General features: G+C 32.7%; 21 protein-coding genes and 1 other annotated feature. Of the genes, 5 read left to right on the plus strand and 16 right to left on the minus strand.

Annotated features, from left to right (window positions below; all coding sequences use genetic code 11):
- Nucleotides 1-272: 272 nt before the first annotated feature.
- Nucleotides 273-581: a PTS lactose/cellobiose transporter subunit IIA gene (locus ACLVEP_RS08120; protein WP_022002421.1), complete on the minus strand. Its 309-nt coding sequence runs from the start codon at nt 579-581 to the stop codon at nt 273-275.
- A gap of 367 nt (nt 582-948) precedes the next feature.
- Between ACLVEP_RS08120 and tnpA the strand changes: the two genes are divergently transcribed.
- The 3 genes from tnpA to tnpC all read left to right on the plus strand — a co-directional run bounded on the left by tnpA (nt 949) and on the right by tnpC (nt 3,328).
- Nucleotides 949-1,281: an IS66 family insertion sequence element accessory protein TnpA gene (gene tnpA, locus ACLVEP_RS08125; RefSeq protein ID WP_119362695.1), complete on the plus strand. Its 333-nt coding sequence runs from the start codon at nt 949-951 to the stop codon at nt 1,279-1,281.
- Entirely contained in the window at nt 1,278-1,634 is a 357-nt protein-coding gene (gene tnpB / locus ACLVEP_RS08130; protein ID WP_227352341.1) for an IS66 family insertion sequence element accessory protein TnpB, read from the plus strand. The genes tnpA and tnpB overlap by 4 nt, the downstream gene beginning before the upstream one ends.
- A 113-nt stretch (nt 1,635-1,747) precedes the next feature.
- Complete coding sequence (gene tnpC / locus ACLVEP_RS08135; RefSeq protein ID WP_412582196.1) at nt 1,748-3,328, plus strand: IS66 family transposase; 1,581 nt, start codon at nt 1,748-1,750, stop codon at nt 3,326-3,328.
- 199 nt (nt 3,329-3,527) lie between these two features.
- Here the strand turns inward: tnpC and tuf are convergent, their stop codons facing one another.
- The 4 genes from tuf to rpsL form a co-directional block, all read right to left on the minus strand.
- Entirely contained in the window at nt 3,528-4,712 is a 1,185-nt protein-coding gene (tuf, locus tag ACLVEP_RS08140) for an elongation factor Tu (protein ID WP_412584077.1), read from the minus strand.
- A 93-nt stretch (nt 4,713-4,805) separates the two neighbouring features.
- Nucleotides 4,806-6,881 carry an elongation factor G gene (gene fusA / locus ACLVEP_RS08145; protein WP_412584079.1) on the minus strand — a complete coding sequence of 692 codons (2,076 nt, stop codon included), beginning with the start codon at nt 6,879-6,881 and terminating at the stop codon, nt 4,806-4,808.
- A gap of 33 nt (nt 6,882-6,914) precedes the next feature.
- Nucleotides 6,915-7,385, minus strand: coding sequence for a 30S ribosomal protein S7 (gene rpsG, locus ACLVEP_RS08150; protein WP_022002418.1), 471 nt, complete (start codon nt 7,383-7,385; stop codon nt 6,915-6,917).
- A gap of 25 nt (nt 7,386-7,410) precedes the next feature.
- Nucleotides 7,411-7,824 (minus strand): 30S ribosomal protein S12, encoded by a 414-nt coding sequence (gene rpsL, locus ACLVEP_RS08155; protein ID WP_022002417.1) that lies wholly within the window; start codon nt 7,822-7,824, stop codon nt 7,411-7,413.
- Nucleotides 7,825-8,112: 288 nt separating this feature from the next.
- Here rpsL and ACLVEP_RS08160 point away from each other — a divergent pair, with 288 nt between their 5' ends.
- The gene (locus tag ACLVEP_RS08160; RefSeq protein ID WP_412582119.1) at nt 8,113-9,474 is read left to right on the plus strand and encodes an ISL3 family transposase; all 1,362 of its coding nucleotides are present in this window, start codon (nt 8,113-8,115) and stop codon (nt 9,472-9,474) included.
- Between the two features lie 61 nt (nt 9,475-9,535).
- On the opposite strand, the gene rpoC is transcribed toward ACLVEP_RS08160, so the two are convergent.
- The 9 genes from rpoC to ACLVEP_RS08205 form a co-directional block, all read right to left on the minus strand.
- Entirely contained in the window at nt 9,536-13,195 is a 3,660-nt protein-coding gene (gene rpoC, locus ACLVEP_RS08165) for a DNA-directed RNA polymerase subunit beta' (protein ID WP_412584081.1), read from the minus strand.
- A 14-nt stretch (nt 13,196-13,209) separates the two neighbouring features.
- Nucleotides 13,210-16,815 carry a DNA-directed RNA polymerase subunit beta gene (gene rpoB / locus ACLVEP_RS08170; protein WP_412584084.1) on the minus strand — a complete coding sequence of 1,202 codons (3,606 nt, stop codon included), beginning with the start codon at nt 16,813-16,815 and terminating at the stop codon, nt 13,210-13,212.
- 149 nt (nt 16,816-16,964) lie between these two features.
- Complete coding sequence (locus ACLVEP_RS08175) at nt 16,965-17,591, minus strand: class I SAM-dependent methyltransferase (RefSeq protein WP_412584086.1); 627 nt, start codon at nt 17,589-17,591, stop codon at nt 16,965-16,967.
- Between the two features lie 67 nt (nt 17,592-17,658).
- Complete coding sequence (gene rplL / locus ACLVEP_RS08180) at nt 17,659-18,030, minus strand: 50S ribosomal protein L7/L12 (protein ID WP_412584088.1); 372 nt, start codon at nt 18,028-18,030, stop codon at nt 17,659-17,661.
- Nucleotides 18,031-18,059: 29 nt separating this feature from the next.
- Nucleotides 18,060-18,614 carry a 50S ribosomal protein L10 gene (gene rplJ / locus ACLVEP_RS08185; protein ID WP_412584091.1) on the minus strand — a complete coding sequence of 185 codons (555 nt, stop codon included), beginning with the start codon at nt 18,612-18,614 and terminating at the stop codon, nt 18,060-18,062.
- A gap of 40 nt (nt 18,615-18,654) precedes the next feature.
- Nucleotides 18,655-18,772 (minus strand) — a sequence feature (ribosomal protein L10 leader region).
- Between the two features lie 10 nt (nt 18,773-18,782).
- Complete coding sequence (gene rplA, locus ACLVEP_RS08190) at nt 18,783-19,469, minus strand: 50S ribosomal protein L1 (RefSeq protein ID WP_022002411.1); 687 nt, start codon at nt 19,467-19,469, stop codon at nt 18,783-18,785.
- Nucleotides 19,470-19,517: 48 nt separating this feature from the next.
- A complete protein-coding gene (rplK, locus tag ACLVEP_RS08195) occupies nt 19,518-19,940 on the minus strand; it encodes a 50S ribosomal protein L11 (RefSeq protein ID WP_022002410.1) in 423 nt (140 codons plus the stop codon).
- 218 nt (nt 19,941-20,158) lie between these two features.
- Nucleotides 20,159-20,902, minus strand: coding sequence for a triose-phosphate isomerase (gene tpiA, locus ACLVEP_RS08200; protein WP_106987802.1), 744 nt, complete (start codon nt 20,900-20,902; stop codon nt 20,159-20,161).
- A 20-nt stretch (nt 20,903-20,922) separates the two neighbouring features.
- Nucleotides 20,923-22,107 (minus strand): phosphoglycerate kinase, encoded by a 1,185-nt coding sequence (locus ACLVEP_RS08205; RefSeq protein WP_022002408.1) that lies wholly within the window; start codon nt 22,105-22,107, stop codon nt 20,923-20,925.
- Nucleotides 22,108-22,191: 84 nt separating this feature from the next.
- Between ACLVEP_RS08205 and ACLVEP_RS08210 the strand changes: the two genes are divergently transcribed.
- Entirely contained in the window at nt 22,192-22,491 is a 300-nt protein-coding gene (locus ACLVEP_RS08210; RefSeq protein ID WP_412584092.1) for a rhodanese-like domain-containing protein, read from the plus strand.
- 24 nt (nt 22,492-22,515) lie between these two features.
- Here the strand turns inward: ACLVEP_RS08210 and ACLVEP_RS08215 are convergent, their stop codons facing one another.
- Nucleotides 22,516-23,373, minus strand: coding sequence for a YitT family protein (locus ACLVEP_RS08215; RefSeq protein WP_412584094.1), 858 nt, complete (start codon nt 23,371-23,373; stop codon nt 22,516-22,518).
- 122 nt (nt 23,374-23,495) lie between these two features.
- Nucleotides 23,496-24,590: a MerR family transcriptional regulator gene (locus tag ACLVEP_RS08220; RefSeq protein WP_412584095.1), complete on the minus strand. Its 1,095-nt coding sequence runs from the start codon at nt 24,588-24,590 to the stop codon at nt 23,496-23,498.
- Nucleotides 24,591-24,603: the final 13 nt, after the last annotated feature.

Consider the following 24,603-nt stretch of genomic DNA (forward strand, 5'->3'; position numbering starts at 1 on the left):
ATTGTTGTTGGTCCATCATTGATCAGTGAGACTTTCATCATCGCTCCAAAGATTCTTACTTCTAAGTATTATCATCTTTATTCTTTTTATATTCATTAAAATAGATATCATTGTTTATTCTAAAGTCATTACATCTTGTTATTTCACTATTAATAACGTAATGTATTAAAGGATTAATCACTTGTTTAAATAAATACATTTAAAATAAAAAAAGAAGCCTAACATAAAGTTAGACTTTTAAACATTATATTACTGCTTCTTTTTTATTTTAATTAACCAATTTTTTTGTAAACATCAACGAATTCTTGAGCTAAATCAATGCATAATAATGAAGTCATTAAGTGGTCTTGAGCATGAACCATTAATAAACTTAATGGAGCTTTTTCTCCTCTGATTTCAGCTTGAATCATTTCAGTTTGTGAATGATGTGCTTCGTTTACTGCTTCTTTAGCATTTCCTAAAGATTCTTCAGCTTTTTCGATATCTCCAGCTTTAGCATATTGAATTGCTTCGATAGCTGAACTACGTGCGCTACCAGCATTAACAATTAAGTTAATTACGATTTGTTCTTGTTGATCCATTTTTATTATCTCCTTCTATAAACAAATATTCAGACTACTTACATCTGCACTTTTATTTTATCAAAGTCATATCTATTATTCAAGCGCTTTCGCTATTTAAAACACTATTTTAAATAAAATAATTTAATTAGACTTAATCAAAAAAAGAATATTAAATAAAATATAAAAGGTCTATCTTTTTTATTGATTCTATAAATGATACATATTAAAACTTTAGATTTTTTAAACCATTTATAGTAAGCGCCAAATAAAATAGTGGATAAAAATATAGAACTCTAAGAACTACAATATAGAATGTGGAGACTCCATAAACTATATTGTAGTTTTTATATTCTCCAAAAACTATATGGAAAGGAAGAGAGACTATATGACAGTACAGGAACTTACCGAAAATGAAAAATATAAATTTTGGTATTTTAAAATCAAAGAATGCAAGGAAAGTGGTTTATCTGTCAAAGATTTCTGTGACAAAAACAATATCAAGCCGTCGACTTATTATAATTATCAACAAAAAATCAGAAATATTTTATGTGATCAGATAAATGAAAACAGCTACAAGAATGAAGTATCCTTTGTTTCTGTTGAAAAGCAACCACACAATAATGAAAAGATTATCATTATCAAGGGAAGCATCAAAATTGAACTCGATTCAGATACACCTTACCAAAGTATTGAGCCTCTTTTGAAGTCACTATTATGATTGGTGATATTTCAAAAGCCGAACATATTTATATAGCTGTTGGCTATACAGATATGCGTAAACAGATTGATGGTCTTTCAGCTATCGTTCAACAGAACTTCAAGCTTGATCCTTTTTCTAATTCTGTGTTTCTGTTTTGTGGTAGAAATACAAGAATCATGAAGGCACTGTATTGGGAAGGTGATGGTTTTGTCTTACTTTATAAAAGACTTGAAAATGGTAAATTCAAATGGCCAAGAGATGAATCAGAAGCTCGAGAAATAACCCCTCAACAATTCAGATGGCTGCTTGAAGGACTTTCTATCGTACAGCCTAAGACCATTCAGAAAAGTTATCCACAAGTTGTACTGTAAAGCCTTGATTTCATAGGATAATATGCCTGTTTATGGTATAATGGATGTATGAAATGGAGGTGCTTTTGATGGCTGATTCTACTACAGGTACAGTTGAAAATTTAGCTTTGGTAATGGCTAATCTGTCACATTCTATTGAAGAATTGAAAGCTACAATTGCATCTTTGAACAGTACCATTGACAGTTTGAAAGCTGAAAATGAATACTTAAAAAACAACAATGAACTTTTACGTGAAGAAAATGCCTATTTAAAGAGAAAGCTGTTTGGTACCAAGAGTGAAAAGATAACACATTCTATGGATCAGCTTTCTCTTTTTGATGAAGCAGAAAATGAATGTGAACCTGAACTGCTTGAAGATATCTCATATACCAGAGCCAAAAAGAAACAAAAAGAGAAAATTGATATCAAATTAGACAAGCTAAAACATGTAAAAAAAGTTTATGATGTTGATGAAAAAGACAGAGTATGTGATGAATGTGGCTCTAAATTATCTTATGTAGGTGAGGAATTTGTAAGACATGAAGTTATTTATGAACCAGCCAAACTCTATGTAAAAGATATTTATCGAAAAACATATGAATGTCGAAACTGTAGAAAAAAAGGAAAGGTAGTCATGCTTAAAGCTGGCACACCTCAACCGGTTGTTCCACATTCATATACATCGCCAAGTGTACTGTCACAAGTAATCATTGATAAATATGTAAATCATATGCCACTATACAGACAAGAATCAGAATGGAAACGATTAGGAATGAAACTTTCAAGAACGACAATGGCAAACTGGATCATCATTGCCGCCAATGAATATTTCATTCCATTGGTAAACAGGATGCACGAACTGATGATGAAGGAATCACATATACATTGTGATGAAACGCCAGTTCAGGTATTGAATGAACCAGGTAAGAAGGCTACTTCTAAATCATATATGTGGGTATATTCAAGTATCAAAGAAAGTAAAAGACCTGTTAAGATATTTGATTACAGACCTGACAGAAAAGCAACCAACCCTCAAGAATTTCTGAAAGGATTTGATGGTACTATCATTACTGATGGCTATTATGGATATAACCATATAGATGGTGTAACCAATGCTTATTGTTGGGCGCATGCCAGACGGAAGTTCTATGATGCTTTGCCTGTAGATATGAAGAATGCATCAGATACACTCGCAAATACAGCCATTGAAAAAATAGCTAAACTGTTTGCGATAGAAAAACAAATCGAAACATTATCACCTGATAAAAAGGAGAAAGTACGTCAAGAAAAATCAAAGCCATTAGTTGATGACTTCTTTTTATGGTGCAAAGAAAATCAAAACAAGGTGTTAACAGCTTCTAAGACAGGAAAAGCTATACAATATGCCTTGAATTACGAGGCAGGACTGCGTTCATTTTTAGAAGATGGTCTTGTACCTATGACAAATTCATTAGATGAACGTACAATCAGACCATTTACAGTTGGTCGAAAGAACTGGCTGTTTTCAACTTCTACTAAAGGAGCTGAAGCAAGTGCTGCAGTCTTCAGCTTGATTGAAACAGCTAAAGCCAACAAACTTAATCCATATGATTATATTGAATTCATTCTGGATTATTTACCTCAACAAGATCTGGTTGAAGATCCAAAGAAATTGGATTGGTTCTTACCATGGAGTGAAGAAATAAAAGAAGAATTTGAAATAAAAGCCGACTAAATTGATCATTGTATCAATTCAATCGACTTTTTTAAATACACTATTTTATTTGGCACTTACATTCAATCGACTTTTTTAAATACACTATTTTATTTGGCACTTACCATTTATAGATACTCTTACTAAAAATTTATCTTCTATAATATATAAAATTTAAAACAAAAAAGGTTCAACTTAATGAACCTTTTATTTAAAATTATTATTCAATAATTTCAGAGATGTTTCCAGAACCTACAGTTCTACCACCTTCACGAATTGAGAATTTAGTTCCTTGTTCAATTGCGATTGGGTGAATTAATTCAACTGTTAATTCTACAGTATCTCCAGGCATTACCATTTCAGTTCCTTCTGGTAATTCAATTACACCAGTAATATCAGTAGTTCTGAAATAGAATTGTGGTCTATAGTTAGCGAAGAATGGTGTATGACGTCCACCTTCATCTTTACTTAATACATATACTTGACCTTTGAATTTAGTATGTGGATGTACTGAACCAGGTTTAGCTAATACTTGTCCACGTTGAATTTGATCACGGTTGATACCACGTAATAATACACCGATGTTATCTCCAGATTCAGCATAGTCTAATAATTTTCTGAACATTTCGATACCAGTAGCAACTGTTTTTTGAGTTTCTTTGATACCAACGATTTCTAATTCGTCATTTAAGTTTAATTGTCCACGTTCTACTCTACCTGTAGCAACAGTTCCACGTCCAGTGATTGTGAAAACGTCTTCTACTGGCATTAAGAATGGTTTATCAACGTCTCTAGTTGGAGTTGGGATATAAGTATCTACAGCTTCCATTAATTCGTCGATAGCTGGAGTCCATTTTGGATCTCCTTCTAATGCTTTTAATGCTGATCCTCTGATTACTGGAGTATCATCACCTGGGAAGTCATATTCATTTAATAATTCACGAACTTCCATTTCTACTAAGTCGATTAATTCTTCGTCATCAACCATATCGCATTTATTTAAGAATACGATGATGTATGGAACACCTACTTGACGAGATAATAAGATGTGTTCTCTTGTTTGTGGCATAGGTCCATCAGTAGCAGCAACTACTAAGATAGCACCATCCATTTGTGCAGCACCAGTGATCATGTTTTTGATGTAGTCAGCATGGCCTGGACAGTCAACGTGTGCATAGTGACGAGTGTCAGTTTGATATTCTACGTGTGCAGTATTGATTGTGATACCACGTTCTTTTTCTTCTGGAGCAGCATCGATTGAAGCATAATCCATTGCAGCAGCTTGTCCTTTTTTAGCAAGACAAGTAGTGATTGCAGCAGTTAAAGTTGTTTTACCATGGTCAACGTGACCAATAGTTCCGATATTTACATGCGCTTTAGAGCGGTCAAATTTTTCCTTAGCCATTGTTAAGGTTCCTCCTATTTTTATAATTTTTTACAATAAACATTCTAGTTTATTTATTCGAAAAAATCAATATTTATTTGATTTTAATGTATATTATACATTTCCACCATTTTTCTTGATGATTTCTTCTCTAATTGATTTAGGTGCAGCTTCGTATCTATCAAATTGCATTGTATAGTTTCCACGACCTTGAGTAAATGATCTTAAATCAGTTGCATATCCGAACATTTCTGATAATGGTACAGATGCTTGAACTGAAACAGCATTTCCTCTTTCTTCTTGCCCTTCAATCATACCACGTCTTGATGAAATATCACCCATAACGCTACCTAAATATTCAGAAGGAGCAGTTACTTCTACAGCCATAATTGGTTCTAATAATACTGGAGCACATTTTTTAGCAGCATTTTTAAGTGCTAAACTTGCAGCTACTTTATATGCCATTTCTGATGAATCGACATCATGGTAAGAACCATCAAATAATGTAGCTTTTACGTCTAATACAGGGTATCCAGCAATCATACCAGTTTCAAGTGCGTCTTCAAGACCTACTTTTACTGAGTTGATATATTCTCTTGGGACAGCCCCACCAACGATAGCATCAACGAATTCAAATCCTTTACCTTCATTAGGTTCAAATTTGATCCATACGTGACCGTATTGTCCACGACCACCTGATTGTTTTACATATTTACCTTCACATTCAGCTGCTTGAGTGATTGTTTCACGGTAAGCAACTTGTGGAGCACCAACGTTAGCTTCTACTTTGAATTCTCTCTTTAAACGGTCAACGATTACGTCTAAGTGTAATTCACCCATACCAGCGATAACAGTATCTCCAGTTTCAGGGTTAGTAAATGTTTTGAAAGTTGGATCTTCTTCAGCTAATTTAATTAAACCATTACTTAACTTATCTTGGTCTTGTTTAGTTTTTGGTTCGATAGCTAATTGGATAACTGGTTCAGGGAATTCCATTTTTTCAAGGATAACGAAATTCTTTTCGTCACAAATAGTATCCCCAGTTGTTGTATTTTTGAAACCTACTGCTGCAGCAATATCTCCAGCGTAAACTTCAGCAATTTCATTACGTTTGTTCGCATGCATTTGAAGAATACGACCTAAACGTTCTTTTTTATCTTTTGTAGAGTTTAATACATAACTTCCTGATTGACATGTACCTGAATATACACGGAAGAAAGTTAATTTTCCTACGAATGGGTCAGCCATGATTTTGAATGCTAATGCTGAGAAAGGTTCATCATCTGATGCATGTCTTTCTACTTCATTACCATCTTCATCAGTACCTTTGATTGAAGGAATGTCAGTTGGTGCAGGTAAAAAGTCAATAACTGCATCTAACATTGGTTGAACACCTTTATCTTTGTAAGCTGAACCACATAATACTGGGAATAATTCTACAGCTAATGTTCCTTTACGGATTGCTGCTTTAATTTCTTCTTCAGTAATTTCTTCACCTTCTAAAACTTTCATTAATAGATCATCATCATATGTTGCAGCTTGATCAATCATTTTAGCACGGTATTCTTCAGCTTGAGCCATATATTCTTCAGGAATGTCTTTGTAAACTACATTTTCACCTTTTGTTCCTTCAAAATAAACAGCTTTCATTTTAATTAAGTCAATGATTCCTTCGAAAGTATCTTCAGCACCGATAGGTAATTGAATTGCAACACCTTGTACTCCTAATCTCTTTTCTAAAGATTCTAATGACATAATGAAATCTGCACCTGTTGCATCCATTTTATTAGCGAATACAATACGAGGTACACCATAAGTAGTAGCTTGACGCCAAACTGTTTCAGTTTGTGGTTCTACACCAGCTTTTGCATCTAATACAGTTACAGCACCATCTAATACACGTAAAGAACGTTCTACTTCGACTGTAAAGTCTACATGGCCTGGTGTATCGATAATGTTAACACGATACCCGTTCCATTGAGCAGTTGTAGCTGCTGAAGTGATTGTGATTCCACGTTCTTGTTCTTGTTCCATCCAGTCCATTTGTGAAGCACCTTCGTGAGTTTCACCAATTTTATGGATTTTACCAGTGTAATAAAGGACACGTTCAGTTGTTGTTGTTTTACCAGCATCAATATGAGCCATGATTCCGATATTACGAGTCTTTTCTAACGAAAATTCACGAGCCATTTGTTTTCTCCCTTCAAAATTTTAACCGTTATATTACCAACGGAAATGAGCGAATGCTTTATTAGCTTCAGCCATTTTATGAGTATCTTCTTTCTTCTTAACAGAAGCACCTGTTCCGTTTGAAGCATCAATAATTTCGTTTGCTAAACGATCAACCATAGTTTTTTCGTTTCTTAAACGAGAATAATTTACTAACCATCTTAATCCTAAAGTCATTCTTCTTTCTGAAGAAACTTCAACTGGTACTTGGTAGTTAGCACCACCAATACGTCTTACTTTAAGTTCAAGAACTGGCATAATATTGTTAATTGCTTGATCAAAGACTTCCATAGCTGGGTTTCCAGTTTTTTCTTCTACTTTTTTAAACGCATCATATAAGATGTTTTGAGCAACACCTTTTTTACCATCTAACATAATGTTGTTGATAAGTTTAGAAATAGTTTTAGAGTTATACACTGGATCAGGTAGAACGTCTCTTTTAGCAACTCGTCCTTTTCTTGACATATATATTTCCTCCTATAAGTATTAATTAAGCTTTTGGTTTTTTAGCACCGTATTTAGAACGTGCTTGTTTACGATCGTTAACTCCAGCACAGTCCATTGTACCACGGATAATATGGTAACGAACCCCTGGTAAGTCTTTAACACGACCACCACGAATTAAAACAACACTATGTTCTTGTAAGTTGTGTCCAATTCCTGGAATATATGCAGTTACTTCCATACCATTTGATAATCTAACACGGGCATATTTACGTAAAGCCGAGTTAGGTTTTTTAGGTGTCATAGTAGCAACACGTGTACACACACCACGCTTTTGAGGTGATTTAGTTGATGTAGCTTTTTTAGCTAATGAGTTATAACCTCTATTTAAAGCAGGTGAATTTGATTTTGTTGTTTTATCAGTACGACCTTGTCTTACTAATTGGTTAATTGTAGGCATTTCTTTCTCCTTTCTTGATAACACACAATACCGGGTGTTTCATATTTAATCAATAAATATTGCACCCAATTCGGGCACTGACAATATATTATAGTATTAAAATGATAATGTCAACAAAAAAATTAAAAAATATAAAAAAAATAGGCATAAGCCTATTTTTTAGGCTCTATACTAAAACTGGAGGGGAAATATATCCTGCTCCAGTTTTCTTATATTTAAATAGACATAGCTTTCATACCGTTTTACAATTTAAATGACCAAAAATAAATAGAAAAGAGGTATTCCACTATGTCCAATTTGAATTATATCAATGATTTATTTAAATCTCTAGATTTTCCTGATAATTTATCTGATTATTTTATTCCTGTCCCTTATGAGGACTCTGATTCTTGCTTTAGATATGGTCTTGATAAGCATGGTCACCATTCTAAATTTATTAGACTTAGATCTGTTCTTAAAGATAATTTCGTCTGTCCTCATTGCGGCGTTATCGAACATCATGAATCTAAAGGTTTACGTAAGATTTCCCTGTCTCATATTGCCAATGGTCATCAAAGATTCGTTATTGAGGTTGAATACAGAAGATATTTCTGTCATTCATGTCATTCTTATTTTAAGGATGATATCCCTTTTAAATTTAAAAATACTAGAATGACTTCTTCTGCTGCTCATGCCTGCCTGATTCAATTTAGAGAGAATACGGCCATGGCCGTTATTTCTCGTATGATGGGTGTTTCTAAATCTTCTGTATACAGAATATTTTTTCATCACATCAAAGTAAAAGAACGATTCTATCATCTTAAGTCTGTTATTTCTATTGATGAATTTAAAGCAACCACTGATAAAGGAACTTATGCTTTTCATATTACCGATCCTATCAACGGCAAAACTCTTGATATTATTGAAGACAGAAAAGAACGCAGTCTAAGAAACTATTTTCTTAGATTTCCCTATAAAGAAAGAAAAAAAGTAAGGATCATCATTATGGATCTTTCCAATCCTTTTCGTTGTATCATGCAGCGTCTTTTTCCCAATGCTTCTATTATCGCTGATCGTTTTCATTATGTAAAATTATTCGGTGAATGTCTAAAAAGAAGCAGACTGGATACCTGTTCTTCATTAAAAAATGAAAAGATAGCCAAATCTATTAAGAAAAATCTTCATCTTTTTGACAAATATAGAAAGGATCTTGATGATCAAACAGAATGGTATGATCGTCATTTAAAAAAACACTTTACCTGCAGAACATATGTTGAACATATATTTGAACAGGATGGTACAGATGAATTCTACCAGAGCTATATGATCTATCAGAATCTGTTGAAACTCATCCATGAAAAGCACAATGATTACAAGAAAGAATTGAATAACTGGCTGAACCATATATTTGAAACAAATAATACATATTTTATTTCGTCTGCAAAAAACATAAGAAAGAACTGGTTTGTGCCAATACTTAAGTCACTTACATACAAAGCAATCTATGTTAGAAACGATAAAACATATGAAACAAGTTTTAATAATGGTTTTATTGAAAGTATGAACAACAAGGTCAAGCTTGTAAAACGAAATGCCTATGGCTACAGATATTTTTATAATTTAAGAAAGAGGATTCTTCTTCATCTTGGGTTCTCATATGAATTTGAGTAAAAGAAAAGAGATAGCTTTCGCTATCTCTTAAGCCCCTCCACTATTGACACGGAGCCATTTTTTATAATTGATTTCCAAGATTTTCATGATTATCATCTAATAAATCATATTTAGCAAGTTCAGCAGCTTTTGCTTCTTCAGCTTCTTTTGCTAATGTTTCAGGTGATTTTAAAGGACCTCTAAATCCTGTACCAGCTGGTAATAATTTACCAATTAATACATTTTCTTTTAATCCTTTTAACATATCTTTCTTACCTTTAATTGATGCATCAGTTAAGATCTTAGTAGTTTCTTGGAATGATGCAGCAGATAAGAATGAATCAGTTTCAAGAGATGCTTTAGTAATACCTAATAAGATTGGTCTACCAACAGCAGGATGTTTTCCTTCTTTTAATGCTTCTCTATTTAATTCAGTAAATTGAGTTACATTAACATGTGTACCAGGAAGTGTTCCAGTATCTCCACCTTCAACAATTCTAATTTTCTTCAACATTTGTCTTACGATAATTTCGATATGTTTATCAGAAATTTCGATACCTTGAATACGATATACTTTTTGAACTTCTTTAATAATATAATTTTCAACAGCTTCTGTATCAGCTACATTTAATAATTCTTTTGGATCAATAGAACCTTTAGTGATTTTGTCACCAATACGTACTTCATCACCAACATTAACTCTTAATTTTGCACCATAAGGAGTTAAATAACTTCTTGTTTCTAAATCATTAGAAACAACAACTTCCATTCTTCCAGCATTATCAATAATATTTGATACTTCACCATCAATTTCAGAAATAATTGATTTAGCTTTTGGATTACGTGCTTCAAATAACTCTTGGATACGAGGTAACCCTTGAGTGATATCGGCACCACCGGCAACCCCACCATCATGGAAAGTACGCATTGTTAACTGAGTACCTGGTTCACCGATTGATTGTGCTGCCATAACTCCAACAGCTTCACCTAATTCAACAACATTACCTGTTGCTAAGTTACGACCATAACATTTTTTACAAACTCCGCCTTTAGCAACGCAGCCAAGAACTGAACGAATTTCAACTTCTTTAATACCTGCATCACAAACAACTTTAGCGTTTTGTTCAGTAAAGATTTCACCCGCAGCTACTAATAATTCTTTAGTTTCTGGATGGTAAACATCTTTTTGTGAATAACGACCAACTAAACGGTCATATAATGGAACGATAACTGTATTGTCATCTGTATTGTATAATTCAGTAACAACAAATCCTCTATCTGTTCCACAATCTTCTTCAGAAATAATAACTTCTTGAGCAACGTCTACTAAACGTCTTGTTAAGTAACCTGAATCGGCAGTCTTTAAGGCAGTATCTGTAGAACCTTTACGGGCACCATGTGTCGAAATAAAGAATTCTGATGCTGTTAAACCTTCACGGAAGGCAGACTTGATTGGTAACTCGATTGTTTCCCCTTTTGGATTTGACATTAATCCACGCATACCTACTAACTGAGTGAAGTTAGAAAGTGATCCACGGGCACCTGAATCAGACATGATAAAGATTGGGTTACGATCATCAGCTTCGAACTCTTGACGAACGACTTCTTGTACTTCATCTTTAACACCAGTCCATAATTTGATTACGCTTTGATATCTTTCTGCTTCAGTTAATTTACCTTTGTTATAGAAATTCTTGATTTGTTCAAGTTTTTGATCTGCTTTATCAAAGATTTCAAATTTTGCTTGTGGCACTTGGATATCATATGCAGATACTGTAATACCAGCAATTGTTGAATATTTGAATCCTTGGTCTTTTAATTTATCAAGCATTAAGCTTGTATCTGTTAATGCAGATTGTTTGAATACTTCATCAATGATGCTTCCTAATGCTTTTTTACCTAATGGTTTAACTGGTTTTTGAGCAGCGATATGTGCTTTAATATCAGTTCCCATTGGAACAAAGTATCTATCAGGTGTTCCAGATAAGTTTTCTTTACCTGGTTCATTGATAAATGGGAATTGTCCATCAAAAATATCATTGAAATAAATTTTACCTACTGTAGTAATTAAATAACTATTATTTTGTGCTTCTGTAAATGTTGCATTGTGTAATGAAGATGCTTTAATAGCAACTCTTGTATGAAGATTTACAGTTTTAGCAAAATATGCATGATCAACTTCGTTTCTATCAGCAAAGACAGTACCTTCACCAATTGCTCCAACATCTTCTAAAGTTAAGTAGTAGTTACCTAATACCATGTCTTGTGATGGAGTAACGATAGGTTTACCATCTTTAGGCCCTAAGATATTAGTTGATCCTAACATTAATTGTCTAGCTTCTTGAATTGCTTCTTCACCTAATGGTACATGGACAGCCATTTGGTCCCCATCGAAATCGGCATTGAATGCTGGAGTTACTAATGGGTGAAGACGAATAGCACGTCCTTCTACTAATTTAGGTTCGAATGCTTGGATACCTAATCTATGAAGAGTAGGAGCACGGTTTAATAATACTGGGTGTTCTTTAATAACATCTTCAACGATTGGCCAAATTTTGTCATCCATTTTATCAATAAGTCTTTCAGCAGCTTTAATATTAGTTGCAATTTCTTTATCAACTAAACCATGGATAACAAATGGTTTAAATAAGCTTAAAGCCATTTCACGTGGGATACCACATTGATACATTTTTAAGTCTGGTCCTACTGCGATAACTGAACGTCCTGAGTAGTCAACACGTTTACCTAATAAGTTTTGACGGAAACGTCCTTGTTTACCTTTTAATGTATGGCTTAATGATTTTAATGCACGTCCACCAGCACCAGTGATTGGTTTAGAACGACGACCATTATCAATTAAAGCATCAACAGCTTCTTGTAACATACGTTTTTCATTTTGTACGATAATAGAAGGTGTTCCAAGTTCTAATAATTTTTTCAAACGATTATTACGAGTAATAACACGTCTATATAAATCATTTAAATCACTTGTTGCAAAACGTCCACCATCTAATTGTAACATTGGTCTTAAATCAGGTGGTATTACTGGTAAAGCTTCAAGAATCATCCATTCTGGTTGATTATCAGAAGATCTAAATGCTTCGATTGCTTCTAATCTCTTTAATAATTTAGTACGTTTTTGTCCTTGAGCTTCTTTTAATTCTTTAGATACAAGTTCAAATTCTGCATCTAAATCAACTTGTTTTAATAAAGTTTGAATTGCTTCAGCCCCAATTTGAGCTTCAAATGTATGACCAAATTGTTCATAACATTTACGATAATCTCTTTCAGATAATACTTGTTTGTATTCTAAAGGTGTAGTTCCTTTATCAATAACAACATAAGAAACAAAGTAAATAATTTCTTCTAATTGTTTTGGTGACATATCTAAGATTAATCCCATTCTTGATGGAATACCTTTTAAATACCAAATATGTGCTACTGGTGTAGCTAATTCAATATGTCCCATACGTTCACGACGTACTGCAGATTTAGTAACTTCTACACCACAACGATCACATACAACACCTTTGTATCTAATTTTCTTATATTTTCCACAACTACATTCCCAATCCTTAGATGGTCCAAAGATTCTTTCACAGAATAGACCATCTTTTTCAGGTTTTTGAGAACGATAGTTAATCGTTTCAGGTTTTTTTACTTCACCATAAGACCATTCACGAATTTTTTCAGGAGATGCTAATCCAATTTGGATTGATGAAAATTTATTAGTATTTGCCATTTTCTATTCCCTCCTTATAATGATTCACTTTCTACAGTTTCAACTAATTCTTCAGATTCCATAGCATCAGAAACAACTTCTTTTTCTTCGTTCACATCTTCTTTTTCAATTGATCTTGGGAAACGTCTTTCTTCATCTTCGATATTTCTTTCATCAATTTCTTGATCATTTTCATCTAATAAACGAATATCTAATGCTAATGCTTGTAATTCTTTCTTTAATACTCTAAATGATTCAGGTAATCCTGGTTCTGGCATTGGTTGTCCTTTAACAATTGCTTCATATGTTTTAACACGACCAACAACATCATCAGATTTAACAGTTAAGATTTCACGAAGTGTATAAGCAGCACCATATGCTTCAAGTGCCCAAACTTCCATTTCCCCAAATCTTTGTCCACCGTTTTGAGCTTTACCTCCAAGTGGTTGTTGAGTAACTAATGAGTAAGGTCCTACTGAACGAGCATGTAATTTATCATCAACCATGTGTGATAATTTAACGAAGTACATAATACCTACTGAAACAGGTGAGTCAAAATATTCACCAGTTTGACCAGAAATTACTGGTTGTTTACCATCTTCGTTCATTCCAGCTTCTTTCATTAATGCTTCTAAGTCTTCACGATGTAGACCATCGAACGCTGGTGTAGCAATATATAAACCTAATTGTCTAGCAGCATAACCTAAATGTAATTCTAATACTTGTCCAATATTCATACGAGATGGAACCCCTAATGGATTTAACATGATATCTAATGGTGTACCATCTTCTAAGTGTGGCATATCTTCGATTGGTAAGATTTTTGAAATAACCCCTTTGTTACCATGACGTCCAGCCATTTTATCTCCTTCTGAGATTTTACGTTTTTGAACGATATAAACTTTAACAACACGGTTAACACCTGGTTGTAATTCATCACCATTTTTACGATCAAAGATTTTGATATCATGAACGATACCTGCCCCTCCATGAGGAACTCTTAATGAATTATCTTTAACTTCTCTTGATTTTTCACCAAAGATTGCAAGTAATAATTTTTCTTCTGCTGATAATTCAGCTTGACCTTTTGGAGTAACTTTACCTACTAAGATATCTCCTTCTTTAACTTCAGCACCAATCATGATGATACCATCACTATTTAAATTTTTACGTGCTTCATCTCCAACGTTAGGGATATCTCTTGTAATTTCTTCAGGTCCTAATTTTGTATCACGACATTCAATTGAATATTCATCAATATGAATAGATGTATAAACATCTTCTTTTACTAATCTTTCAGACATAATAACGGCATCTTCGTAGTTATAACCATTCCATGTCATGAAACCAACTAATACGTTTTGTCCTAATGCTAATTCACCTTGTTCCATTGCTGGACCATCAGCTAATACTTGTCCTACAACAACTTCTTCACCAACTTTAACGATTGGTTTATGGTTAATACATGTACCAGCATTTGAAATAGCAAATTTAGTTAAACGATATTTATGCACAACTGCTTCATCATCTACGATTTCAATACGTTTTGCATCAACATAGCTAACAGTACCGTTATGTTTACTTACTAAAGCCGCACCAGAATCTCTTGCAGCTTGATATTCCATACCAGTTCCAACAAATGGTGTATGTGGATTTAATAAAGGTACAGCTTGACGTTGCATGTTAGCACCCATTAAGGCACGAGTTGCATCATCGTTTTCCAAGAATGGAATACATGAAGTGGCAACAGATACGATTTGTTTTGGAGAAATATCGATAAAATCAACATCTTCTCTTTTAGCCATAATGTTTTCACCTAAATGACGTGCAATAACTTGTTCATCTAAGATTTCACCTTCATCAGATGTTTGAACATTTGCTTGTGCAATAATGTAATTTTTTTCTTCATCAGCAGTTAAATAACGTACATCATCTTCATCGATAACACAGTTATTAACTTTACGATATGGAGTTTCAATAAAACCATATTCATTAATTTTAGCATAAGATGCTAAAGTTGAAATTAACCCGATGTTTGGACCTTCAGGAGTTTCGATTGGACAAATTCTTCCATAATGGGAAGCATGTACGTCACGGACTTCATATCCTGCACGGTCTCTTGATAAACCACCTGGCCCTAATGCAGATAAACGACGTTTATTTGTTAATTCGGCTAATGGGTTAATTTGATCCATGAATTGTGATAATTGTGATGACGCAAAGAATTCTTTCATTGCGGCAGTTAATGGACGAATATTTGTTAAAGATTGAGGTGTTACTGAATCAACTTCAGATAATGACATTCTTTCTTTAACAACTCTTTCCATTCTTGATAATCCAATTCTAAATTGGTTTTGAATTAATTCACCTACAGAACGTACACGTCTATTTCCTAAATGATCGATATCATCTAATAAACCAATACGAGCCATATGAGATACTCTATCTTCAGGTGCCAAATCATAAGAATTGAAAATATCAACTAAGTTTAACATATATGAATATGCTGCAATCATGTCAGAGATTGTAACATATTTACAATTTAATGATAAATCTGTACCAATTACTTTCATAACTTTAGTACGTGATTCATCAACATAAACATGAACTACTTGTAATACACCATTACTTTCTAATCTAGGATTAGTTTTCATTTCAATAGTGTGTGCACCTGCTTCAAAAACAGGTCTTAATGTATCAATAACTTCGTTTGTAATAACTGTTCCTTTTGTACAAACAACGTTACCATCAACATCTTTAACATCTTCAGCAAGAACACGTCCTGCAATACGATCTAATAAACTTAATTTTTTCTTAAATTTAAAACGACCAGCTTTAGCTAAATCATAACGTTTAGGATCAAAGAATCTAGTATATAAAAGGCTTGTAGCACCTTCTAATGTAGCAGGTTCTCCTGGTCTTAATTTATTATAAATTTCAATTAAAGCTTCTTCTGTGTTTGTTGTATTATCTTTTGCTAAAGTGTTCAAAATAAATTCATGATCACCAAAAACATCAATAATATCTTCATTACTAGAAAGTCCTAAAGCACGTAATAAAACTGTTCCTGGAATTTTTCTATTACGGTCAATACGAACATTTAAAACATCTTTTGCATCATTTTCGAACTCTAACCAAGTCCCTCTTGATGGGATAATACTACCTTCAAAGACAGTTTTACCACTTTTATCGATGGCATCAGCAAAGTATGCCCCTGGTGAACGTACTAATTGAGATACAATAACACGTTCTGCCCCATTAATAATGAAAGTTCCTGAATCAGTCATTAATGGGAAATCACCCATAAATACTTCTTGTTCTTTAATTTCACCAGTTCCTGAATTAATTAAACGTAAAGTAGCACGAATTGGTGCTGCATAGTTTGCATCACGATCTTTACTTTCGTTTACAGAATATTTTGGTTCATCAAAGGCACAATCAACAAATTCTAATGATAAAGTTTCATTAAAGTTTGTAATTGGGTAGATATCATCAAATACTTCTTTAATTCCTACTTCTTTAAACCATTTATAGGAATTTGTTTGAATTTCTACTAAATTTGGTAACTCTAAAGATCCTGAAATCCTAGAGTAATTACGACGAGTAATCTTGCTTTTTGCTGTAGTTGTATGCTTTTCCACGAATTAACTCCACCCTTCTTTATCTCTATTAAACTGTTTTTGAGCGCACAAAAACGCTTGATTTTAAATATTAATAGTCATTATTGTATTTTAGATAAAGGTTTCAAAAAAGTCAATACCTTTTTTTATAAAAAATAAAAAAAGAAATATTATCTTTTTACGCTGTGTAATAAGTAATATCCCTTATCTCTTTTAACAATTTCACAATTCCCAAAAACTTCTTCCATTTTCTTTTTAGCCGAAGGAGCACCTTGTTTCTTTTGTAAAATGACCCATAAACTTCCTTGATCATTTAAATGATCAATTGCTTCAGATAAAATCGTTGTAACAACTTCTTTTCCAGCTCTAACTGGTGGATTAGTCACAATCACATCATAACTTCCTTGAACATTTTCATAAATAAAACTTTTATAAATATTTGCATGAATATTATTGTTTTTTGCATTTAATTTAGCAAGTTCAAGTGCACGCTCATTAACATCAACCATATCCACATTTAATTGTGAATAAACTTTATTAAGGCATATTCCAAAAGTTCCATAGCCACATCCTACATCAAGAAGTGTTTTTTCATCTGTGATTTCAATATTGTCTAATAAAACACGTGAACCATAATCAATCATACTTTTAGAAAAAACACCATTATCACTTGTAAATAAAAGATCATATTTATGATATCTAAAAATAAATTGTGATTGTTCACTTTTTAAATCTGTATTATCTGTAAAATAATGTTTCATTTGTATACCTCTATTTCCTTTGTCTCTATTATACAAATAAATCGGATTTTAACCAACAAAAAAAGAAGAATCGTAAGATCCTTCTTTTAAATCAAAGTTATAATTATTTAACTTCTACTGTAGCTCCAGCAGCTTCTAATTTTTCTTTGATTTCTTTAGCTTCATCAGCAGAAACTTTTTCTTTGATTACTGAAGGTGCTTTGTCAACTAATCCTTTAGCATCAACTAATCCTAAACCAGTGATTTCTCTTACAGCTTTGATTACAGCAACTTTAGTTCCACCAACTTCAGTTAATGTTACGTTAACTTCTGTAGGTTCAGCAGCAGCTCCATCATCAGCAGCAGCAGCAACAGCAACTGGTGCAGCAGCAGTTACATCAAATTTTTCTTCGATTGCTTTTACTAAATCATTTAATTCTAAAATAGTAGCTTCTTCTAAGTAAGCTAAGATATCTTCATGTGTTAATTTTGCCATGTTTATATTCTCCTTTTCATTAATTCTGCTTATTCAGCAGCTTCTTCTACTTGTTCTTCAGCAGGTGCTTCAACTGGTGCTTCTCCACCATTTTCTTCTCTTGCATCTGCTACAGCTTTTACAACTCTAGCGAATTTGCTAACTGGTTCTTTTAACATACCAAGTAACATTGAGTACATTCCTTCACGTCCAGGTAATTTAGCAATTTCATTAACTTCTTCTACTTCTAATACTTTTCCTTCAACAATTCCAGCTTTGATTACTAAAGCTTCATGATCTTTAGCGAATTTAGCTAAAATTCTTGCAGGTGCAACGGCATCACTATGACCGAATGCAATAGCGTTTGGACCTACTAATTTATCATTGATTTCAGCATATCCAGCGCTTTCAGTAGCTCTTTGAACTAATTTGTTTTTGTAAACTTTGAATTCAACATCTTCTTCACGTAATGCTTTACGTAATTCAGTGACTTCTGCTACTGATAATCCACGATATTCTACTACTACAGCAGATTGTGAATCATTAAATTTACCAGCGATTTCTTCAACAACGACTTTTTTCGCATTGATTGCTTCTACTGACATTGCTACACCTCCTATAAATTTTTATATATGCAACAATATACGCGCTATATTTAAAACTCCCATACGTAGATAGGAGTTCAAGTTCTTTATAAACTCAACACCTCGGTAACAAATTAAGGTTTCCCAGTTACTGTCTACGGTATATTGATTGCGACATTTTTTTACAAACTATTTAGTAGTTTGAACTTTGATTGCAGGTCCCATAGTTGATGAAACTGCAATGTTTTTAATATAAGTACCTTTAGCTGATGTTGGTTTTAATCTTACGATTAAATCATAAATTGTGTTGAAGTTTTCAACTAATTTAGCATCATCAAATGATACTCTACCGATTGGTAAATGAACATTACCTTCTTTATCAGTACGGTAAGTTACTTTACCAGCTTTTGTTTCTTGAACTGCTTTAGCAACATCCATAGTTACTGTTCCAGTTTTTGGGTTAGGCATTAAACCTTTAGGTCCTAAGATACGACCTAATTTACCTAATTCAGCCATCATGTTAGGAGTAGCGATCATAACTTCGAAATCTAACCATCCTTTTTTGATGTCTTCTAAAATTTCTTTACCAGCAACGATATCTGCACCAGCATCTTTAGCTTCTTGAGCTTTTTCTCCTTCAGCTACAACTAAAACTTTTTTAGTTTTACCAGTTCCGTGTGGTAATACAACAGCTCCACGTAATTGTTGATCTGCTTGTCTAACATCTAATCCTAAATTGAAAGCAACATCGACACTTGCATCGAATTTTACATTACTTGTTTTTTTAACTAATTCAATAGCTTCTTCAGCTGAATAAAGTTTTCCATTTTCAATTAATGCAGCTGCTTCTGTATATCTTTTACTTTTCTTTGCCATTTAATTTCCTCCTTAGTGGTTATAACGGATTATCCTTCCACGTGATGCTTACGCATCGATTCCTTCAACTTTAACACCCATGTTTTTAGCTGTACCAGCAACGATTTTCATTGCAGCATCTAAATCATAAGCATTTAAGTCAGGCATTTTGTATTCAGCGATTTCTTTTAATTTGTCAGCTGATAATGTTCCTACAGTAGTTGTTCCTGCATTACTAGAACCTTTTTGTACTCCTAAAGCTTTTTTAATCATTTCTGAAGCTGGAGCAGTTTTTAATACAAAGCTGAAATCTTTGTCTTCATATACTGTTAAGACAACTGGTACTGTTTCTCCCATACGATCTTTAGTTTGATCATTGAAAGCAGTACAGAATTTAGGCATTTGGATACCTGCACCTGCTAATGCTGGACCAGGTTTAGCTTGCCCTGCTTTGAATTGAATTTTCATAACTCTAACAACTTTCTTACTCACGCGACATTTCCTCCTTGTAAAAATTTGTCCGTGTTGTGGTCAAATGGGTGTTACCCTTCCACACAACAATGAATGCGCAATTAGCCTATTGCGTCGACAACTAATTTACCATTATCTTTTGATAAATGCAATACTTTTTTTATATTTTTTTGTCTTTTTATCAAATAAATTTTAAAAAAAGAAAAACTCTAGGAATTTTCCTAGAGTTTAAACAACAATTAGTCTAAAGCAGCGATCATTGCTTTGTATGAATCTTCAACTAATGAAGCTCCACCAACTAAAGCACCATCAATATCAGGTTGTTCTAATAATGCTTTTAAACCTTCAGGTTTAACAGATCCACCATATTGAATTCTTACTTGATCAGCAACTTCTTGTCCATATAATTCAGCAACTACTGAACGGATGTATCCACAAACATCTTGAGCGATTTCATTTGTAGCAGTTTTTCCAGTTCCGATAGCCCATACTGGTTCGTAAGCGATAACGCTTCTAGCAGCACATTTAGGACAAACATCTTTGTAAGCAGCAACTACTTGAGTTTTAACAACATCTTTAGTAGTTCCAGCTTCATATTGTTCTAATGTTTCACCAACACATACGATTGGAGTCATATCATTTTTAAGAACTTGAATCATTTTAGCGTTAACTGTTTCATCAGTTTCACCAAAATATTGTCTTCTTTCAGAGTGACCTAAAATAACCCATTCAACTCCGATTTCTTTTAACATTTCAACAGATACTTCACCAGTATAAGCTCCGCTATCTTTGAAGTGTACGTTTTCAGCAGCTACGATTAAGTTTTTAGCTCCTGCTTTTGCAGTTTGTAAAGCTAAGTATGGAGTAGCAATTCCCCAGTCAGCTTTATCAGTTACTTCTGGATCAACAGCTTCTACGAATGCTTTTGTAGCAGCGATTGTTTTATTCATTTTCCAGTTTCCTACGATAATTGGTTTTCTCATGATTACAAATACCTTCCTTATTATTTATCATCAATTGCAGCAATACCTGGAAGAACTTTACCTTCCATATATTCTAATGAAGCTCCACCACCAGTTGAGATGTGAGAAACTTTATCAGCATATCCAAGTTGCATTACTGCAGCAGCGCTATCTCCACCACCGATGATAGTGTTAGCACCTTCTAAACCAGCTAAAGCTTCACATACAGCGATTGTTCCTTTAGCGAATGGTTCCATTTCGAATACACCCATAGGTCCATTCCATACAACTGTTTTAGCACCAGCTAAAGCAGCTTTGATGTTTTCTACAGATTTAGGTCCGATGTCTAATCCCATGTATCCATCAGGTACATCTTCACCACAAACTTTAATATCACCTTCTGCAGCAAATGCAGTATTGATTACAGAATCTACTGGTAAGATTAATTTATCTCCAGCTTTAGCTAAGATATCTTTAGCTACGTCAATTCTATCATCTTCAACTAAAGAGTTACCGATTGAATGACCTTGAGCTTTAGCGAAAGTATAGCACATACCTCCACCAACGATAACTTTGTCAGCAATTTTTAATAAGTTTTCGATAACTAAGATTTTATCAGAAACTTTAGCTCCACCTAAGATAGCAACCATTGGTCTTTCTGGATTACTTACAGCTTTTCCAATGTAGTTGATTTCTTTTTCTACTAAGAAACCAGCTGCTGATGGTAAATGAGCAGGGATTCCAGCTGTAGAAGCATGAGCTCTATGAACTGAACCGAATGCATCTTCAACAAATACATCACCTAATGAAGCCCAGTATTTTCCTAATTCAGGATCATTTTTACTTTCTCCAGCTTCATAACGAGTGTTTTGAACTAAGATAACTTGTCCATTTTCAGCATTTTTAACAGCTTCTTCTAATTCAGCACCACGAGTGCAATCTACGAATTTTACATCTCTACCTAATAATTCAGCTAATCTTGGAGCAACAACAGCTAAATTGTTTTTAGCTTTGTCTTCTTCAGTTTTCACTTTACCTAAGTGAGAGAATAAAACGATAGCTTTTGGAGATTGTTCTAATAAATATTTGATTGTTGGTAATGCAGCAACAATACGATTATCATTAGTGATTTCTCCTGTTTCTTTACTTCTTGGTACGTTGAAGTCAACACGAACTAAAACAGTTTTTCCAGCGACTTCAATATCTCTAATTGTTTTCTTATCCATTTTTATAATTCCTCCATGGCTGAATTATATCATCTATAATCATTGTTTTCAATTAATTTCATATTATATTATGAGGTGAAAAATATGAAAAATACGAATGTAATCCCTATCCAAAAAATCCCATCTATATTAGAGAATGATTATCAATTTATTGATTTAAGAGATCCTTATGAATATAAGAAAGTGCATCTTACAAAATTCACAAATATTCCCTATGAAAAATTTGATCTCAATCAATATTATTTTTCAAAAAAAGAGCCCCTTATTCTCATTTGTTATAGCGGAGCTAAATCAAAAAAACTAGCAGATGATTTATGTCAACAAGGATACGATGCTTACAGTATTGAAGGTGGATTCTATTCTATATTGCATCAAAAGACATAAAAAAAATTAACGAGTGCATACTCGTTAATCTAATGGTTTATTATAAAAACGTCCAATAAAGTTTTCAACTTTAGTTACAGAAACAATAATCTTAGGGTCTGTTTCCTTTAAAGCTTCTAATACATCTCCAACTTCATAACTTGAAACAATTGCTGTTAAATAGCTTACAGGATGATGTAAATAACCTCCATACCCATCTAAAGCAGTAATTCCATGATGGAATTTTTCTAAGTAAGTATCCACCACTTCATCTTTTTTAGAAGTATAGATATGTAACATAACACGTTTATATCGTGTATGGAATGTAGAAATTGTTTTTGTTGAAATAAATTGGAACAAAATAGAATACCCTGCTTTATCAAATCCAAAAATAACTCCAAAAACACATAAAATCATAGCATTAAAGGCAAAAACTTGCATCCAGATTTCTCGTCCATTTTTATTAGCAAAATACAAAGCAATAAAATCTGTACCTCCTGAAGAAGCACCAGCTTTTAAAGCAAGTACAATACTCATCCCCCAAATATATCCACCAAATACAACATTTAAAACTTGTTCATCAAATAATGGATAATTTGGAATAATTTGTAATAAAAATGATGTTAAAAAGACTTGTAATAATGAAAAGAATACAAATCGTTTTGATATTTTCTTGGCACAAATAAGCGCAACAGGTACATTTAAAGCAACTAAAGTAAATGCTGTTGGAATAGATTTTCCAAATAAATCAGCAATCATATCTACAAGTAAGGCAATACCCATAAAACCACCTGATAATAAGTGTGCTGGTCTTACAAATGTTTTAGTTGTAGCAGCCATAATCAATGAAGAACAAAATACACAACCAAAACTAATTAAATCTCTTTTTTTTATCTTTTTCATGATCTTTCTCCCTAAATTCCACTACATTGTACTCTTTTAAGAACAATTTACAACAGTCATTTACCAAAAAATAAAGTTAATTTATTAACAAAGAAAAAGGATTAAATTTACATCTAATCCTCTTATCTATTCTTTCCATTTTTATGATAAATATTTTCAAAAAAATCATACAATTTTAATTCATCTTGTTCAAAGAAATCAATCACTTCATCACTTGCTTGGATATCAATATTCTTATTTCTTAATATTTGATAAACCATGTTAGGATTTTCCTCAACTGATTTTCCCATATCAATGACAAATTCAAATCCATCTTGAAAAATAAAACTAAATTGCATTACATAAAATGTATATAATCCCTGATGTCCTCCACCACCTTTTGTAAAATAAAGTTCTATTTTTACTCTTCTTAAATCCTGCCAACTATATTCCTTATTTTCATTATTTTCTTTTTTAGTTATCAAACTTTTTAAAATAGATTTTCTACTTTGATAGCGATAACTACAAATTGAAATCTTATTATCTGTTAATTCAACATATTCTAATTTAGTTTCACAAATAATAAATATAATCAAAAGAATAATAAATGAAATACACATAGAAAGAATGATGCGTCTCCCTGATGCTTCATAAAAAGATATTTGAAAATGTTGTACTGAATTTTGTGTTTGTTCGTTAACATAAGATATCATATTAGGAAATGCTAAACCTATTAAAATTCCAAAAATAGCAGAAATAAATAAAGATAAAGCAACAATACCTAATAGACTCCTTGGTATCGACTTATAACCAATTACCACTGTTTGATCTTTCTTAAAATAATCAAATACTTTCTTTAAATCTCTTTTCTTGATTTTTTTATCTCCTATTTGATTATCTTCAATTACTTGATCTAATAGAGGTATATTTTTTTCTTTTAAATCTTCACACATATTTTTTATATATTGTAACGATTCTATTTGGGTATTCACTTTTTCAATATGATTTTCTAAGACATCTTGAAATGTGACTTTATTATTTAAAATATCTTTAATATCTTCTATCGGTACATTGATATCTCTTAAAAACATGATTCTTTCTATTTTATGAATATCTTCTTCATTATAATTTCGATAACCATTTTCATCTCGATAAGGTTGTATTAAACCCATCTTTTCATAATATCTCAAAGTATAAGAACTGATTTTTAGTTTTTCTTGTACTTCTTTTATTTGCATAATTTTCACCTAC

It is taken from the genome of Faecalibacillus sp., from assembly GCF_047023275.1.
Classification (GTDB): Bacteria; Bacillota_I; Bacilli_A; order Erysipelotrichales; family Coprobacillaceae; genus Faecalibacillus.